The organism is Enterobacter sp. QK-SA4 (genome assembly GCF_056856775.1).
In genome coordinates this window covers 1,327,267-1,341,741 of sequence record NZ_JBXFXH010000007.1, presented here as the reverse complement: position 1 = coordinate 1,341,741, position 14,475 = coordinate 1,327,267, and the positions used below count along the sequence as shown (strand labels likewise).

At 57.8% G+C, this 14,475-nt stretch carries 15 protein-coding genes; 4 read left to right on the top strand and 11 right to left on the bottom strand.

Translation table 11 applies throughout. The features are described 5' to 3' along the window. The first annotated feature begins 5 nt into the window (after positions 1-5). A complete protein-coding gene (gene crr / locus AC1VYI_RS08015) occupies positions 6-515 on the top strand; it encodes a PTS glucose transporter subunit IIA (RefSeq protein WP_003861316.1) in 510 nt (169 codons plus the stop codon). Positions 516-559: 44 nt separating this feature from the next. Here crr and pdxK read toward each other — a convergent pair whose 3' ends face one another. The 10 genes from pdxK to AC1VYI_RS07965 form a co-directional block, all read right to left on the bottom strand. Further along, on the bottom strand, positions 560-1,396 hold the full coding sequence (gene pdxK, locus AC1VYI_RS08010) for a pyridoxine/pyridoxal/pyridoxamine kinase (RefSeq protein WP_063408676.1): 837 nt from the start codon (positions 1,394-1,396) through the stop codon (positions 560-562). Between the two features lie 5 nt (positions 1,397-1,401). Beyond that, positions 1,402-2,313, bottom strand: coding sequence for a cysteine synthase CysM (gene cysM / locus AC1VYI_RS08005; RefSeq protein ID WP_032643539.1), 912 nt, complete (start codon positions 2,311-2,313; stop codon positions 1,402-1,404). Positions 2,314-2,431: 118 nt separating this feature from the next. After that, positions 2,432-3,526 carry a sulfate/thiosulfate ABC transporter ATP-binding protein CysA gene (cysA, locus tag AC1VYI_RS08000; protein ID WP_134867297.1) on the bottom strand — a complete coding sequence of 365 codons (1,095 nt, stop codon included), beginning with the start codon at positions 3,524-3,526 and terminating at the stop codon, positions 2,432-2,434. Continuing rightward, on the bottom strand, positions 3,516-4,391 hold the full coding sequence (gene cysW / locus AC1VYI_RS07995) for a sulfate/thiosulfate ABC transporter permease CysW (protein ID WP_023308733.1): 876 nt from the start codon (positions 4,389-4,391) through the stop codon (positions 3,516-3,518). Before cysW ends, cysA begins: the two co-directional genes overlap by 11 nt. Then, a complete protein-coding gene (gene cysT, locus AC1VYI_RS07990) occupies positions 4,391-5,224 on the bottom strand; it encodes a sulfate/thiosulfate ABC transporter permease CysT (protein ID WP_004123378.1) in 834 nt (277 codons plus the stop codon). Before cysT ends, cysW begins: the two co-directional genes overlap by 1 nt. Beyond that, positions 5,224-6,237 carry a sulfate ABC transporter substrate-binding protein gene (locus AC1VYI_RS07985; RefSeq protein ID WP_087823076.1) on the bottom strand — a complete coding sequence of 338 codons (1,014 nt, stop codon included), beginning with the start codon at positions 6,235-6,237 and terminating at the stop codon, positions 5,224-5,226. The genes cysT and AC1VYI_RS07985 overlap by 1 nt, the downstream gene beginning before the upstream one ends. Positions 6,238-6,409: 172 nt before the next feature. Further along, positions 6,410-7,309 (bottom strand): Dyp-type peroxidase, encoded by a 900-nt coding sequence (locus tag AC1VYI_RS07980; protein WP_045355354.1) that lies wholly within the window; start codon positions 7,307-7,309, stop codon positions 6,410-6,412. A gap of 92 nt (positions 7,310-7,401) precedes the next feature. Continuing rightward, entirely contained in the window at positions 7,402-7,977 is a 576-nt protein-coding gene (locus tag AC1VYI_RS07975) for an RpoE-regulated lipoprotein (protein WP_023308736.1), read from the bottom strand. A 63-nt stretch (positions 7,978-8,040) separates the two neighbouring features. Further along, complete coding sequence (locus AC1VYI_RS07970) at positions 8,041-8,490, bottom strand: DUF2919 domain-containing protein (protein WP_226484153.1); 450 nt, start codon at positions 8,488-8,490, stop codon at positions 8,041-8,043. Beyond that, on the bottom strand, positions 8,477-8,902 hold the full coding sequence (locus AC1VYI_RS07965) for a GNAT family acetyltransferase (RefSeq protein WP_023308738.1): 426 nt from the start codon (positions 8,900-8,902) through the stop codon (positions 8,477-8,479). Before AC1VYI_RS07965 ends, AC1VYI_RS07970 begins: the two co-directional genes overlap by 14 nt. A 212-nt stretch (positions 8,903-9,114) precedes the next feature. On the opposite strand from AC1VYI_RS07965, the gene amiA reads away from it, so the two are divergent. Together amiA and hemF are read left to right on the top strand one after the other, a co-directional pair. Next, positions 9,115-9,990, top strand: a complete 876-nt coding sequence (gene amiA / locus AC1VYI_RS07960) for an N-acetylmuramoyl-L-alanine amidase AmiA (RefSeq protein WP_023308739.1) — start codon at positions 9,115-9,117, stop codon at positions 9,988-9,990. Then, on the top strand, positions 9,990-10,889 hold the full coding sequence (hemF, locus tag AC1VYI_RS07955) for an oxygen-dependent coproporphyrinogen oxidase (RefSeq protein ID WP_023308740.1): 900 nt from the start codon (positions 9,990-9,992) through the stop codon (positions 10,887-10,889). Before amiA ends, hemF begins: the two co-directional genes overlap by 1 nt. A gap of 56 nt (positions 10,890-10,945) precedes the next feature. Here the strand turns inward: hemF and maeB are convergent, their stop codons facing one another. Continuing rightward, complete coding sequence (gene maeB, locus AC1VYI_RS07950; RefSeq protein WP_045355350.1) at positions 10,946-13,225, bottom strand: NADP-dependent oxaloacetate-decarboxylating malate dehydrogenase; 2,280 nt, start codon at positions 13,223-13,225, stop codon at positions 10,946-10,948. Positions 13,226-13,514: 289 nt separating this feature from the next. On the opposite strand from maeB, the gene tal reads away from it, so the two are divergent. Beyond that, positions 13,515-14,465, top strand: a complete 951-nt coding sequence (tal, locus tag AC1VYI_RS07945; RefSeq protein WP_134867296.1) for a transaldolase — start codon at positions 13,515-13,517, stop codon at positions 14,463-14,465. The last annotated feature ends 10 nt before the right edge of the window (positions 14,466-14,475 follow it).

Below are 14,475 nucleotides of genomic sequence, written 5' to 3'. Positions count from 1 at the left end.
AGATCATGGGTTTGTTCGATAAACTGAAATCTCTGGTTTCTGATGATAAGAAAGACTCCGGAACTATTGAGATTGTTGCTCCGCTCTCCGGCGAGATCGTCAACATCGAAGACGTGCCGGATGTAGTGTTTGCTGAGAAAATCGTTGGTGATGGCATTGCTATCAAACCAACTGGCAACAAAATGGTTGCTCCAGTTGACGGCACCATCGGTAAAATTTTTGAAACCAACCATGCGTTCTCTATCGAATCTGATAGCGGTATCGAACTGTTCGTTCACTTCGGTATCGACACCGTTGAACTGAAAGGCGAAGGCTTCAAACGTATCGCGGAAGAAGGCCAGCGTGTTAAAGTTGGCGACCCGGTAATTGAATTCGATCTGCCACTGTTGGAAGAAAAAGCCAAGTCTACCCTGACGCCGGTTGTTATCTCCAACATGGACGAAATCAAAGAACTGATCAAACTGTCTGGCAGCGTCACCGTGGGTGAAACCCCGGTTATCCGCATCAAGAAGTAATTCTTGCCGCACAGAAAAATGGCGCCTTCGGGCGCCATTTTTGTTTATGCCGGTAGGATAAGCTCGTCGTAGCCTTTCGACTGGGTATAGAGCATCACATCAGTCACCCGATCGCCGGCCATGCGAATGGCGTCGGCAACGGTTTTCCCCTCAACAATTCCGCTCACCAGCTCTGAACAGAACAGGTCGCCCGTCCCTTTCAGATCGGTTTCTACGCGCGGATGCGCGCTGACGGTCACGCCTTCATTCGTCACCAGCACTACGTGGATGTTTTCCGGGTCATCGGCCACCGGCGCGCTGGTGATCGCCACCCATTTCAGGCTGTCGGAGAGCAGTCCCTGCGCCGCAGAGATGGCGCTCTCAGGCGTACGGCACGGTTTGCCGCTTAACACTTCCAGCTCATAGACGTTTGGCGTGATCCCCTGCGCCAGCGGCAGCAGGTGTTCCCGATACGCCTGCGGGATCTCAGGCTTCACGTACATACCGCTGTCGATATCGCCGATAACCGGGTCGACCAGCACCAGCAGGTCAGGATGCTGCGCTTTGACCGCCTTCAGCCATTGAGCCAGCAGGACGATCTGGCTGGCGCTGCCCATATAGCCGGTGGTGACCGCTTTAAGCTCGCGCAGGATGTCGCGCTCTTCCAGTGCCTTAAGATAGCCGCTGAACCACTCGTCGGGGATCACCCCACCATAAAACGTGTCGTAGTGCGGCGTGTTGCTAAACAGTACCGTCGGCACGGCGGTAACGTTCAGCCTGTGGGTACGAATATTCGGTACCGCAATGCTGTTCCCCACGCTGCCGTAAACCACCTGCGACTGCACGGCGACAATGTCGGTTTGCTGCGCCCGGGTGTTATCCCGGAATAAAATCATCTCCATGACGCTTAAATCCCCGCCCCCTGCGAATAACTCTCTTCACCAAAGACGCCGGTAGACAGATAGCGATCGCCGCGATCGCAAATAATCGCCACCACTACGGCACCCGGGTTTGCCTGCGCTACCCGAATCGCACCCGCTACCGCGCCGCCCGAGCTGACGCCGCAGAAGATACCTTCGCGCACGGCCAGCTCACGCATGGTATTTTCCGCCTCGCGCTGGTGAAGATCCAGCACCTGATCCACCAGCTGCGCATTAAAGATGCCGGGCATATACTCCGCCGGCCAGCGGCGAATGCCCGGAATGCTGCTCCCCTCTTCCGGCTGGAGGCCAACGATGGTGACGGCTTTTTCCTGCTCGCGCAGAAAACGTGATACCCCGGTAATGGTGCCGGTGGTGCCCATGCTGGAGACAAAATGGGTGATACGCCCGTCGGTTTGCTGCCAGATTTCCGGGCCGGTGGTGGTGTAGTGCGCGTACGGGTTGTCCGGGTTGTTGAACTGATCCAGCAGTTTACCTTCGCCGCGCTCGGCCATTTCTAACGCCAGGTCGCGCGCACCTTCCATTCCCTGCTCTTTGGTAACCAGAATCAGCTCGGCCCCGTAGGCACGCATCGCGGCGCGGCGCTCCTGGCTCATATTGTCCGGCATCAGCAGCTTCATGCGGTAGCCTTTCAGCGCCGCAATCATCGCCAGGGCGATACCGGTGTTGCCGCTGGTGGCCTCTATGAGCACGTCGCCAGGCTTAATTTCTCCGCGTTTTTCGGCCTGGACAATCATCGACAGCGCCGCGCGGTCTTTCACCGACCCCGCCGGGTTATTGCCTTCGAGTTTGACCCAGATTTCACTGCCGTTGTCTGGCCCCATGCGCTGAAGCTTGACCAGAGGAGTGTTGCCGATGGTGTGTTCGAGTGTATTCACGATTTTTACTCAATAAAAAAGCCGGGGCGCGCGCAGCGATCCCGGCCTACAAGACGCAGTGATAACTGTAGGCCCGGTCAGCGCAGCGCCACCGGGCGATAAACATCCTAATAACCTATCAGGCTGACTCCGCCAGAGCAATATCCTCGCGCGTCTCGATGCGCTCCTTCCCGTGATAAATACGGGCGTGCTGCAGCCCGACAAACAGGCGCTCACCCCGGTGCGGCGGCACGTCGTCGCGCATGACCACGGTCAGCGGCTCGGTATACCAGCCCAGCGGCTGTACCACCAATTGGGTGTAGTGACCTTTAAGGCTAGCTTCCAGCACCTGCACCGGCAGCGGTGAATCCAGGCTGGTTCGGCGGCTCACGTCGACTTCCCACGGACGCAGGAACAGATCGACCGGCCCCTGATGCGCGGAGGTATAGCCCAAGGGCCAGCGGTGCGCGCCCACGTGGAACTGTCCACCGCGAATAGTACCCTGAAGACGGTTTACCTCGCCCATAAACTCCAGCACGAAGCGGGTCGCCGGTTCACGCCAGAGCTGCTCCGGCTCGTCAACCTGCTCAATGTTGCCCTGGCTCATGACCACCACGCGATCCGCAACTTCCATCGCCTCTTCCTGATCGTGGGTCACGAAGACGCTGGTGAATTTCAGCTCTTCATGCAGCTGACGCAGCCAGCGGCGCAGCTCTTTACGCACCTGCGCATCCAGCGCGCCGAAGGGTTCATCCAGCAGCAGAATTTGCGGCTCAACGGCCAGCGCGCGCGCCAGCGCCACGCGCTGTTTCTGCCCGCCGGACAGCTGGGCCGGGAAACGGTCCGCCAGGTGAGCCAGCTGCACCATCTCCAGCAGTTTGGTCACTTTGGCCTTAATGGTTGCCGTATCCGGACGTTCGCGACGCGGCAGCACGGTCAGGCCAAATGCGATGTTGTCGAACACGGTCATGTGGCGGAACAGCGCGTAATGCTGGAATACAAATCCTACTTTACGATCGCGGGCGTGCAGGCGGCTCACGTCGGTGCCGTGAAAGCGGATGTGCCCGCTGGTCTGATGCTCAAGCCCGGCGATAATACGCAGCAGCGTGGTTTTGCCCGAGCCGGACGGCCCCAGCAGCGCCACCATTTGTCCGGAAGGTATATCCAGCGAGATATCATTCAGCACCTGGGTGCGACCAAAAGACTTCTTAATATTGGCAATCTCAATGCTCATGATTTCCCTCCTGATGCTGACGTTTTTCCTGATTTTCTAAACGCCACTGCACCACACTCTTCAAAAACAGGGTCAAAATGGCCATCAGCGTCAGTAACGCTGCGGCAGTAAACGAGCCGATGGTATTGTAGTCCTGCTGCAGCAGCTCAATCTGGAGCGGCAGCGACAGGGTTTCACCGCGAATCGACCCGGAAACAACGGAAACGGCACCGAACTCGCCAATCGCGCGGGCGTTGGTCAGCACCACGCCGTAAAGCAGCGCCCAGCGAATGTTCGGCAGCGTCACGCGGCGGAACATCTGCCAGCCGGAAGCGCCCAGCAGCACCGCCGCTTCGTCTTCGTTGCTCCCCTGGCTTAACATCACCGGCACCAGCTCACGCACCACAAACGGACAGGTCACGAAGATGGTGACCAGCACCATGCCCGGCCAGGCGAACATGATCTGCAGGTTATGCTCGTCCAGCCAGCCGCCCAACGGACCGTTGGAGCCGTAAAAGAGCAGGTACACCAGACCCGCCACCACCGGCGATACGGCGAAAGGAATGTCCAGCAGGGTCAGCAGCAGCTGACGTCCCGGGAAGTTAAAGCGGGTTACCAGCCAGGCCAGCAGGGTCCCGAACACGAGGTTCACCGGCACGGTGATCAGCGCAATCAGCACCGTCAGCCAGATGGCATGCAGCATATCCGGGTTCGCCAGATTTTCCAGCGCGGGCATCAGCCCTTTGCTGAACGCCTGGACGAAGATATAAACCGTCGGCACGACGAGAATGAGGGCGGAAACCAGCACGCCCGCCCCAATCAGAAACCATTTACCCCAGTTGATGCGGGGTGCATCGTATCGCTTCAATTGCGTAACTTCCGCCATCAGTGACCTACCACACGTCGACCAAAGCGACTTTGCAGAGTGTTAATCGAGTACAGCAGCAGCAGCGAGGCCGCCAGGATCACCGAGGCAATCGCGCTCGCCGCCGGATAATCAAACTCCTGCAAACGGATAAAAATCATCAGCGAGGTGACTTCAGTTTTCCAGGCGATGTTCCCGGCGATAAAAATCACCGCGCCGAACTCACCGAGGCTGCGGGTAAACGACAGCGCAACGCCCGCCATCAGCGCCGGAGAGAGTTCCGGCAGAACCACCTTGCGGAAGCTCTGCCAGCGCGTGGCACCCAGCGTTTCCGCCGCTTCTTCGTATTCCGGACCCAACTCTTCCAGCACCGGCTGCACGGTACGGACCACAAACGGGATGCTGGTAAAGGCCATCGCCACCGCGATACCGAGCCAGGTGTAGGTCACTTTGATATCAAATTTCGCCAGCCACTCGCCGTACAGCCCGTTCACAGAGAAGAGCGACGCGAGGGTTAAGCCCGCCACCGCCGTCGGCAGCGCAAACGGCAGATCCATCAGGGCGTCAAGCAGCGTGCGGCCCGGGAAGCGATAGCGGGTTAAGATCCACGCCATCAGCAGGCCAAACACGCCGTTAAAAATAGAGGCAACAAACGCCGACAGCAGCGTCACCTTGTAGGCCGCCACCACCTGCGGGTTGGTGACCACGTCCCAGTACTGCGCCCAGCTCATCTGAGCAAGCTGCATCACCAGCGCGCTGAGCGGCAACAGCAGGATCAGGCAGACGAACAGCAGGCTTGTCCCGAGGCTCAAGGTAAAGCCCGGCAGCACGCGTTTTGTCGAAACTGCAAACATTACTTATGCCCCGCCGCCAGCAGTTTGTCTAACTCACCGCCGCTGGCAAAATGCGTTTTCATCACATCAGGCCAGGAGCCGAAACGATCTTCCACGCGGAACAAATCGGTCTGCGGGAACTTATCTTTCAGCTTGTTCATTACGTCCGGGTTGTTCACGCGGTAGTAGTAATCGGTAATGATGGTCTGCGCCTGCGGGCTGTACAGGTAGTTGAGATAGGCTTTTGCCGCTTTCTCGGTACCGTTTGCCTGCACGTTTTTATCCACCCACGCCACCGGGAACTCGGCCAGGATGTTGGTTTTCGGGATAACGACCTCGAAGCCCTGCGCTTCGTACTGTTTGCGGATGTTATTCACTTCCGATTCAAAGCTGATCAGCACGTCGCCGAGACCACGCTCCGCGAAAGTCGTGGTCGCCCCGCGGCCGCCGGTATCAAACACTTCGACGTTTTTCAGGAACTGGGTCATGAACTGCTCGGTTTTGGCTTTATCATTACCGTCAGCCTTGTCGGCCGCGCCCCACGCGGCTAAATAGGTGTAGCGAGCGTTACCGGAGGTTTTTGGGTTCGGGAAAATCAGCTTCACGTCGGAACGCACCAGGTCGCTCCAGTCGTGGATATTCTTCGGGTTGCCCTTACGCACCAGGAAGCCCATGGTGGAATAGAACGGGGAGCTGTTGTTCGGCAGACGACTCTGCCAGTCCGCCGGGATGAGCTTGCCTTTGTCATGCAGGATCTGCACGTCAGTCACCTGGTTGTAGGTCACCACATCCGCTTTCAGGCCCTGCAAAATCGCCAGCGCCTGCTTGGACGATCCGGCGTGGGACTGCTTGATGGTCAGCTTGTCGCCGTTATTGTCTTTCGCCCACTGCTGTTCAAACGGGGGATTAAGGGCGGCAAACAGCTCGCGGGAAACGTCATACGAACTGTTTAACAGTTCAGTCGCCTGCGCCTGTGCCACCAGCAGTAAACCTGCCAGCGCCAGAGTTCCTTTTTTCAGTACAGTAACGGCCATTGCGCACCCTTATAAATGTGATGACTATCTTATAGTCATAATATTTATAACGGGGATGAAAGGAGTAACGGTTTTATATACCGTTTGGTGATTTAGAAGCAGAAAAGGGAATAAGGGTGAGGCCTGATGCCTTCACCCCAGCCCTCTCCCGCAGGGAGAGGGAGAAAGGACATTACAGCGCCAGCAGACGCTCAACGGACGGCGCAAAGTAATAGCCGCCGGTCACCGGTTTGGTGAAGCGCAGCATGGCGTCGCGCTTGCCGTCGGTATCGCCGAACATGCTCAGCAGCTGCTGCTCAATGTTATACAGGCGCGCGCAGTACGCGCAGAAGTAGAGGCCGTGCGTGCCGCTTGCCGTGCCGTACGGCAGGCTCTGGCGGACAATCTTCAGCCCTTTGCCGTCTTCTTTGAGGTCAACGCGGGTCAGGTGAGAGGTTACTGGACGGTCGTCGCCGTCGATCTCTTCGTTGGCTTCTTTAGTGCGGCCAATCATCATCTCCTGATCGTGCACGCTCATGCGGTTAAGCTGCTTGAGGTTGTGCTCCCAGCGCTGCACGAACACGTAGCTGCCGCCCGCGTCCACGCCGTCTTTGATCACCGCCACGTCGCGACGCGTCTCTTCACCCGCCGGGTTTTCGGTGCCGTCGACGAAGCCGCTCAGATCGCGCTCTTCCACCCAGCGGAAGCCGTGAACCTCTTCCTGCACCTCAATGCTGTCGCCAAAAGCCGCTACTGCCGCCTGGGCAACGGAGAAATTCACGTCGTGACGCAAGGAGAGAATATGGATCAGCACGTCGTACTGAGTTGCCGGAGCCAGACCTTTGCCGTAAGGGATGAAGTCTTTCAGCTCTTCCGCCCCTTCGCCACCGCTCAGCTGACGCCAGACGTTATTGCCAAAGGCAACAACGGCGCCGAGGTGGGCTTCCGGGAATTTGGCCTGGAAGGTTGCCAGCTTATCAACAAACGCTTTACTGGCCGCACGCAGGGCATCCACGTCCCCTTTAACATTGGCTTCAATCCAAATCGCCGCGCGGCAATGTTCTGGCAAAATGCCACTCTGAACCTGAGACATCGCTCCTCCTGAAATAAAGATGCCACGTCAGCGTGGCATTGATGGCGGCTATTATACCCGGATTTCAGCGAGGCGGTTTGTTCAGGCGCAAATTACTGCTTCCAGAGTATTTTGCTCACTTTCCAGCTCTTGAGCGTGTCGTCAGACGGCATTAGTCCTTCCGGACCGCTCCAGGTTCCGGTGAAGACATAGCTGATGTGCTGGCTGCCTTCCGCCTTACATTCCACCGCGACTTTGTCGTCAGACGGCAGGCTGGTGCAGTTGCCAAAAGCCTGCTTATAAAGTTCGCTGAACGGCGTACCCACTTTTACACCGCTCGCCGTCGGAATATCTTCATCCATCACAGCGATACGGTTTACGGTGCCTTTGTCACCGTTGATCACCAGCGCAAGCTTGTCACCCTTCAGCGCTTCGTAATAGCGAACAATATTGCCATTCTCCGTTTTCATGCCGCTGCGCAGGCGGTAATCGCCGCTGAGCGCATCCTGAATAGCGTCCTGATCCAGCGCCGTCGCGGCGGTAATTTTCCCCACGCCCTGCTCGGTCACTTCCGTTGATGAGCCAAACCAGTTCCACGGATACGCGGCGGACCAGTTAATGGAGGAGAGCGTCGAACAGCCGGTCAACGCCAGCGGGAGAGCGCATAAAAATAAACGCAGCGATTTCATTGAAACGTCCTTTCTTGTTAAATCAACGCTTGTTGGAGTGCGACATCGGCAAAAAGTGCCGGATTAATCATCCTGATGCGCAAAACAGGCGCGAAGACGCGGGTTGGTCAGCAGCCACAGCAGGGCCACAATATCGGCAACCACCAGCGCAACGCCGGTGCCCGTCAGCGGTTCACCGTACCACCAGAGTACCGGCTGCCAGAAGAGCAGCGCAACCTGGGCGAGGACCAGCAGCCAGCGAAGCGCGCCCCAAAAACGGGGGATCGCATGCCGTCGTCCGCTGCATAAAAAAACGACCACCGCCGGTACGCCCGGCAGCAAGCCGAGCCAGAAGGCGTCATGATCGGGATAAAAGAGATTCAGCAGCGTGTCGCCCTGCCCGCGCGACGCGGCGGCCATCACAAACAGCACCCAGGTCCGGGCCTGGAGCAGCAGAACGCACCAGAATAAAAAAGGCAGCCTGACGCGGCCCTGCGCGTCATAGTCTGCCGGGTGGATCTCAGTACTCTTCATCTTCGATCAGACGCTTTCCTAAACTCAGCACGTCGGAATGCTCGTAGCCCAGGCGCTCATACATGCCCAGCACCACGTCGTTATCTTCCCGCACCATGATCTGGATTTTCGGGCAGCCACGGGCGATCAGCTTCTTCTCGAGCCGGTTCAGCAGCGCATTGGCAATGCCGCGGCCACGGTATTCGGGGTGGACGCCCAGATAATAGGCCGAGCCGCGGTGGCCGTCATAACCGCCCATGACCGTCCCCACAACCTCGCCGTTGACTTCCGCGACCAGAAACAGACTGACGTCGTGATTCACCTTACGTTCGATATCCATTTCCGGATCGTTCCACGGACGCAGCAGATCGCAGCGCTCCCAAAGGGTGATCACCTCTTCGAAATCTTCCTGGCGAAAAACGCGTATCTCCATGGTATTAACCGCCTTTTCGGGTTTAAAAACAGTGATTATGGCGCGAAGCTCGCCTTTCGCCAATAACCGGGGAAAATCTCGCCAAAATTTGGCATAATGTCACTTTGTCACGTATTGAAATGAAAAGTAAAACAATTATCAATATGGACTGTCGTAACGGGAAACACGATACGATATAACACCAGGACCCCATTTTTTAGTATTCAGGCCGCATGAGCACATTCAAACCATTAAAAGCACTCACATCGCGTCGTCAGGTTCTCAAAGCGGGGCTGGCGGCCTTAACGTTAACGGGCATCGCAAAGCAGGCTCAGGCAAAAGACGAGAGCACGCTCAAAACCAGTAACGGACACAGCAAACCGAAAACCAAAAAGCCGGGCGCGAAGCGCCTGGTGATGCTCGACCCGGGCCACGGCGGTATTGATACCGGCGCTATAGGCAAAAACGGGTCGAAAGAAAAACACGTCGTGCTGGCAATTGCAAAAAACGTGCGCGCAATTTTACGCAGCAACGGCATTGACGCCCGTCTGACGCGCTCTGGCGACACCTTTATTCCGCTGTATGACCGCGTTGAGATCGCCCACCAGCACGGTGCGGATCTGTTTATGTCGATCCACGCCGACGGCTTTACCAACCCTTCCGCGGCCGGAGCCTCGGTGTTTGCGCTTTCCAACCGTGGCGCCAGTAGCGCCATGGCAAAATACCTCTCCGACCGCGAAAACCGCGCGGATGAAGTCGCCGGGAAGAAAGCCACTGACAAAGACCACCTGCTACAGCAGGTGCTGTTCGACCTCGTGCAGACGGATACGATCAAAAACAGCCTGACGCTCGGCTCGCATATTCTGAAGAAGATTAAGCCGGTGCATCGTCTGCACAGCAAAGGCACCGAGCAGGCGGCGTTCGTGGTCCTGAAATCGCCGTCCATCCCGTCCGTGCTGGTGGAAACGTCCTTTATTACCAACCCGGAAGAAGAGCGGCTCCTCGGCACCACGGCGTTTCGTCAGAAGATCGCCAACGCCATCGCCTCCGGCATTATCAGTTACTTCAACTGGTTCGATAACCAAAAAGCGCACTCCAGGAAACGTTGATGAAACCCGATGCTCAACTGGTCAAAACCTTCCTGCTGCAGCTGCAGGATGAAATCTGCCAGAAACTCGCCGCCGCAGACGGCGGTGAATTTCAGGAAGATACCTGGCAGCGCGAGGCCGGTGGCGGCGGGCGCAGCCGGGTGCTGCGTAACGGCGGCATCTTCGAACAGGCGGGCGTGAATTTTTCCCACGTTCACGGCGACGCCATGCCCGCGTCTGCGACGGCGCATCGTCCTGAACTCGCGGGCCGCAGCTTCGAGGCGATGGGCGTCTCGCTCGTAGTGCACCCGCACAACCCGTTCGTGCCCACCAGCCATGCCAACGTGCGCTTTTTCATTGCGGAAAAACCGGGCGCCGACCCGGTCTGGTGGTTCGGCGGCGGTTTCGATTTAACGCCCTACTACGGCTTCGAAGAGGATGCCGTGCACTGGCACACCACCGCGCGGGACCTTTGCCTGCCGTTTGGCGAAGACGTCTACCCGAAATTCAAAAAGTGGTGCGATGACTACTTTTACCTGAAGCACCGCGACGAGCAGCGCGGCATCGGCGGGCTGTTCTTTGACGATCTCAACGCGCCTGATTTTGATACCGCGTTCAGCTTTATGCGCGCGGTAGGCGAAGGCTACACCGACGCCTATCTGCCGATTGTCGAGCGTCGTAAAAATACCGATTACGGCGTGCGCGAGCGCGAGTTCCAGCTTTACCGCCGCGGGCGCTACGTGGAGTTCAACCTGGTATGGGATCGCGGGACGCTGTTCGGCCTGCAGACCGGCGGGCGCACGGAGTCGATTCTGATGTCGATGCCGCCGCTGGTGCGCTGGGAGTACTGCTACGAACCAAAAGAAGGCAGCCCGGAGGCTGCCTTGCGTGAGTTTATTCAGGTTCGGGACTGGGTGTAACCCTCCCTTCACCCCGGCCCTCTCCCTTTGGGAGAGGGTTAGGGTGAGGGTAAAAATTACAGCGGCTGCGTCTGCGCCTCAACCACCGCCAGCGCCACCATATTCACGATACGGCGCACGGAGGCAATCGGCGTTAACACATGCACCGGTTTCGCTACGCCCATCAGTACCGGTCCTACGGTCACCCCTTCAGAGCTGGAGACGCGCAGCAGGTTATAGCTGATACGCGCCGCTTCCACGTTCGGCATAATCAGTATATTGGCCGATCCCTTCAGCGGGCTGTCCGGCATACGTTCGTTACGGATGCTTTCCACCAGCGCGGCATCGCCGTGCATTTCCCCGTCAATCATCAGCTCCGGCGCACGCTCGCGCACCAGGTCCAGCGTCTGACGCATTTTGCAGGCCGCCGCGGATTTAGACGAACCAAAGTTAGAGTGCGACAGCAGCGCCACCTTCGGCTCGATACCAAAGCGACGCACGGTCTCGGCGGCCATCACCGTGATTTCCGCCAGCTCGTCCGGGGTCGGATCGTCGTTAACGTAAGTATCCGCAATAAAGGTGTTGCCGCTTGGCAGCAGCAGCGCGTTCATCGCCCCGGCGGTATGGACGCCGTCGCGATAGCCGAAGATCTCCTGCACCACGCTAAAGTGCTCGTGGTAATCGCCGATTGTGCCGCAGATCAGCGCGTCCGCCTCGCCGCGATGCACCATGATCGCGCCGATCACCGTCGTGTTGCTGATCACCGCTTTCTGCGCCTGCTCCTGGGTGATCCCCCGGCGCTTCATGATCGCGTAGTATTCGCTCCAGTACTCTTTGAAGCGCGGATCGGATTCGTTGTTCACGATCTCGAAGTCGACGCCCGGCTTAATCTGCAGGCCCAGCTTCTGGATACGCATTTCAATCACGCTCGGACGACCAATCAGGATCGGTTTCGCCAGGCCTAAGGTGATCAGCTCCTGGGTGGCGTGCAGCACGCGCGCCTCTTCCCCTTCCGCCAGCACCACGCGCTTCGCGTCGGCGCGCGCCTGGGAGAAGATCGGCTTCATGAACAGATTCGTTTTATAGACGAACTCGGTGAGCTTATCGACGTACGCGTCGAAATCGTGAATCGGACGCGTCGCCACGCCGGAGTCCATCGCCGCTTTGGCAACGGCTGGCGCAATTTTAACAATCAGACGCGGGTCGAACGGTTTTGGAATGATGTAGTCCGGGCCGAAGCTCAGATCCTGATCGCCGTAGGCAGAGGCAACCACTTCGCTCTGCTCGGCGTGCGCCAGCTCCGCGATGGCGTGAACGGCGGCGAGCTTCATCTCTTCGTTGATCGCCGTTGCGCCGACGTCCAGCGCGCCGCGGAAGATGAACGGGAAGCAGAGCACGTTGTTGACCTGGTTCGGGTAGTCCGAACGGCCGGTACAAATGATGGCGTCTTCACGCACCGCTTTCGCCAGCGGCGGCAGGATTTCCGGCTCAGGGTTCGCCAGGGCCAGGATCATTGGCGCACGCGCCATCTTCTTCACCATCTCCTGGGTCAGTACTTTCGGACCGGAGCAGCCTAGGAAGATATCCGCGCCGTCAATCACGTCGTCCAGGGTGCGTTTACCGTCGTCGTCGACCGCGTACGCCGCTTTGGTTTCCGCCATGTTCGGCTCGCGGTCTTTATAGATAACGCCTTTGGAGTCGCAGACCACAATGTTGTGTTTCTGCATACCCAGCGCCACCAGCAGGTTCATACAGGCGATGGCCGCGGCGCCTGCGCCAGAGACCACCATGCGCACGTCGGAGAGATTTTTCTCTACCACGCGCAGGCCATTCAGAATCGCGGCGGTGCTGATAATCGCGGTCCCGTGCTGGTCATCGTGGAACACGGGAATGTTCATACGCTCGCGCAGCTTCTGCTCGATATAGAAACATTCCGGCGCTTTGATGTCTTCCAGGTTGATCCCGCCGAAGGTCGGCTCCAGCGCGGCCACCACGTTGATGAATTTGTCAGGATCGAGTTCGTCCACCTCGATATCGAACACGTCGATACCGGCGAATTTCTTGAACAGTACCCCCTTCCCTTCCATCACCGGCTTACCGGCCAGCGCGCCGATGTTGCCCAGACCCAGCACCGCCGTGCCGTTAGAGATCACGGCGACAAGGTTGCCACGCGCGGTGTATTTGTAGGCCGCCAGCGGGTCTTTTTCGATTTCCAGACACGGTGCAGCCACGCCCGGCGAATAGGCCAGCGCCAGATCGCGCTGGGTTGCCAGCGGCTTGGTTGGGGAGACCTGGATTTTCCCCGGGACAGGAAACTCGTGAAAATCGAGGGCACTCTGTTTCAACTGCTCATCCATCTTATTTTTCCTTTCACGTATCGGTCAAAAGGGTGACGTAAGCGATCCTGATGCACACCCTGGTGTGCCGCCTAGTATCGCCTCAGGCCGCCTCCTAAACTTTGAAGGCAGCCAAACTCTCACCATCACACATTAAAAATTGTTATCAATTTATAACAGCCATGTTACCCGTCTCAAAAGCAATGCCTCCCCCGTCTGCTATGCTTTTTTGTTAAGTCCATCATGATTTTTTCAGAAGTGTGAACTAACGCACTCATCTAACTCTTTTATTTCCAAGGAGTAATCATTTATGAACCAGCTAGACGGCATCAAAAAATTCACCACCGTGGTTGCAGACAGCGGCGATATCGAGTCGATTCGCCACTATCAGCCGGAGGACGCGACCACCAACCCTTCGCTACTGCTCAAAGCGGCCGGGCTTGCCCATTTTAGCCATCTGATTGATGACGCCATTGCCTACGGTAAACAGCGCGGGAAAACGCAGGAGCAGCAGGTCGCCGAAGCCAGCGATAAGCTGGCGGTTAATTTTGGTGCGGAAATTCTTAAAAGCATCCCGGGCCGCGTCTCGACCGAAGTGGACGCCCGCCTCTCGTTTGATAAAGAAAAAAGCACTAACAAAGCCCGCCGCCTAGTGGAACTGTACGAGGAGCAGGGGATCGATAAATCACGCATTCTGATCAAGCTGGCCTCCACCTGGGAAGGCATCCGCGCGGCAGAGGTGCTGGAGAAAGAAGGCATCCACTGCAACCTGACGCTGCTGTTCTCGTTTGCCCAGGCGCGCGCCTGCGCTGAGGCGGGTGTGTTCCTCGTCTCGCCGTTTGTCGGGCGCATCTACGACTGGTATCAGGCGAAACAGCCGATGGATCCGTACGTGGTGGATGAGGATCCGGGCGTGAAATCGGTCCGTAATATCTACGACTACTACAAACAGCACCGCTACGAAACCATCGTGATGGGGGCCAGCTTCCGCCGTACCGAGCAGATCCTCGCCCTGGCAGGCTGCGACCGTCTGACCATCTCCCCTAACCTGCTTCAGGAGCTACAGGACAAAGAAGAAACGGTGATCCGCAAGCTGGTGCCGACCTCCACCGTTCTGCCAAAACCAAAATCCATGACCGAAGCGGAGTTCCGCTGGGAGCACAATCAGGACGCCATGGCCGTGGAAAAACTGGCGGACGGCATCCGCCAGTTCGCCGTCGACCAGCGCAAACTTGAAGATCTTCTCGCCGCCAAACTTTAACCTTGCCACG

What these genes read in the sequence shown, in the direction of transcription:
- crr (WP_003861316.1), top strand. Translation starts at nt 6, where the DNA reads ATGGGTTTGTTCGATAAACTGAAATCTCTGGTTTCTGATGATAAGAAA.
- pdxK (WP_063408676.1), bottom strand. Translation starts at nt 1,396, where the DNA reads ATGGAGATGATTTTATTCCGGGATAACACCCGGGCGCAGCAAACCGAC.
- cysA (WP_134867297.1), bottom strand. Translation starts at nt 3,526, where the DNA reads ATGAGCATTGAGATTGCCAATATTAAGAAGTCTTTTGGTCGCACCCAG.
- cysW (WP_023308733.1), bottom strand. Translation starts at nt 4,391, where the DNA reads ATGGCGGAAGTTACGCAATTGAAGCGATACGATGCACCCCGCATCAAC.
- cysT (WP_004123378.1), bottom strand. Translation starts at nt 5,224, where the DNA reads ATGTTTGCAGTTTCGACAAAACGCGTGCTGCCGGGCTTTACCTTGAGC.
- AC1VYI_RS07985 (WP_087823076.1), bottom strand. Translation starts at nt 6,237, where the DNA reads ATGGCCGTTACTGTACTGAAAAAAGGAACTCTGGCGCTGGCAGGTTTA.
- AC1VYI_RS07980 (WP_045355354.1), bottom strand. Translation starts at nt 7,309, where the DNA reads ATGTCTCAGGTTCAGAGTGGCATTTTGCCAGAACATTGCCGCGCGGCG.
- AC1VYI_RS07975 (WP_023308736.1), bottom strand. Translation starts at nt 7,977, where the DNA reads ATGAAATCGCTGCGTTTATTTTTATGCGCTCTCCCGCTGGCGTTGACC.
- AC1VYI_RS07970 (WP_226484153.1), bottom strand. Translation starts at nt 8,490, where the DNA reads ATGAAGAGTACTGAGATCCACCCGGCAGACTATGACGCGCAGGGCCGC.
- AC1VYI_RS07965 (WP_023308738.1), bottom strand. Translation starts at nt 8,902, where the DNA reads ATGGAGATACGCGTTTTTCGCCAGGAAGATTTCGAAGAGGTGATCACC.
- amiA (WP_023308739.1), top strand. Translation starts at nt 9,115, where the DNA reads ATGAGCACATTCAAACCATTAAAAGCACTCACATCGCGTCGTCAGGTT.
- hemF (WP_023308740.1), top strand. Translation starts at nt 9,990, where the DNA reads ATGAAACCCGATGCTCAACTGGTCAAAACCTTCCTGCTGCAGCTGCAG.
- maeB (WP_045355350.1), bottom strand. Translation starts at nt 13,225, where the DNA reads ATGGATGAGCAGTTGAAACAGAGTGCCCTCGATTTTCACGAGTTTCCT.
- tal (WP_134867296.1), top strand. Translation starts at nt 13,515, where the DNA reads ATGAACCAGCTAGACGGCATCAAAAAATTCACCACCGTGGTTGCAGAC.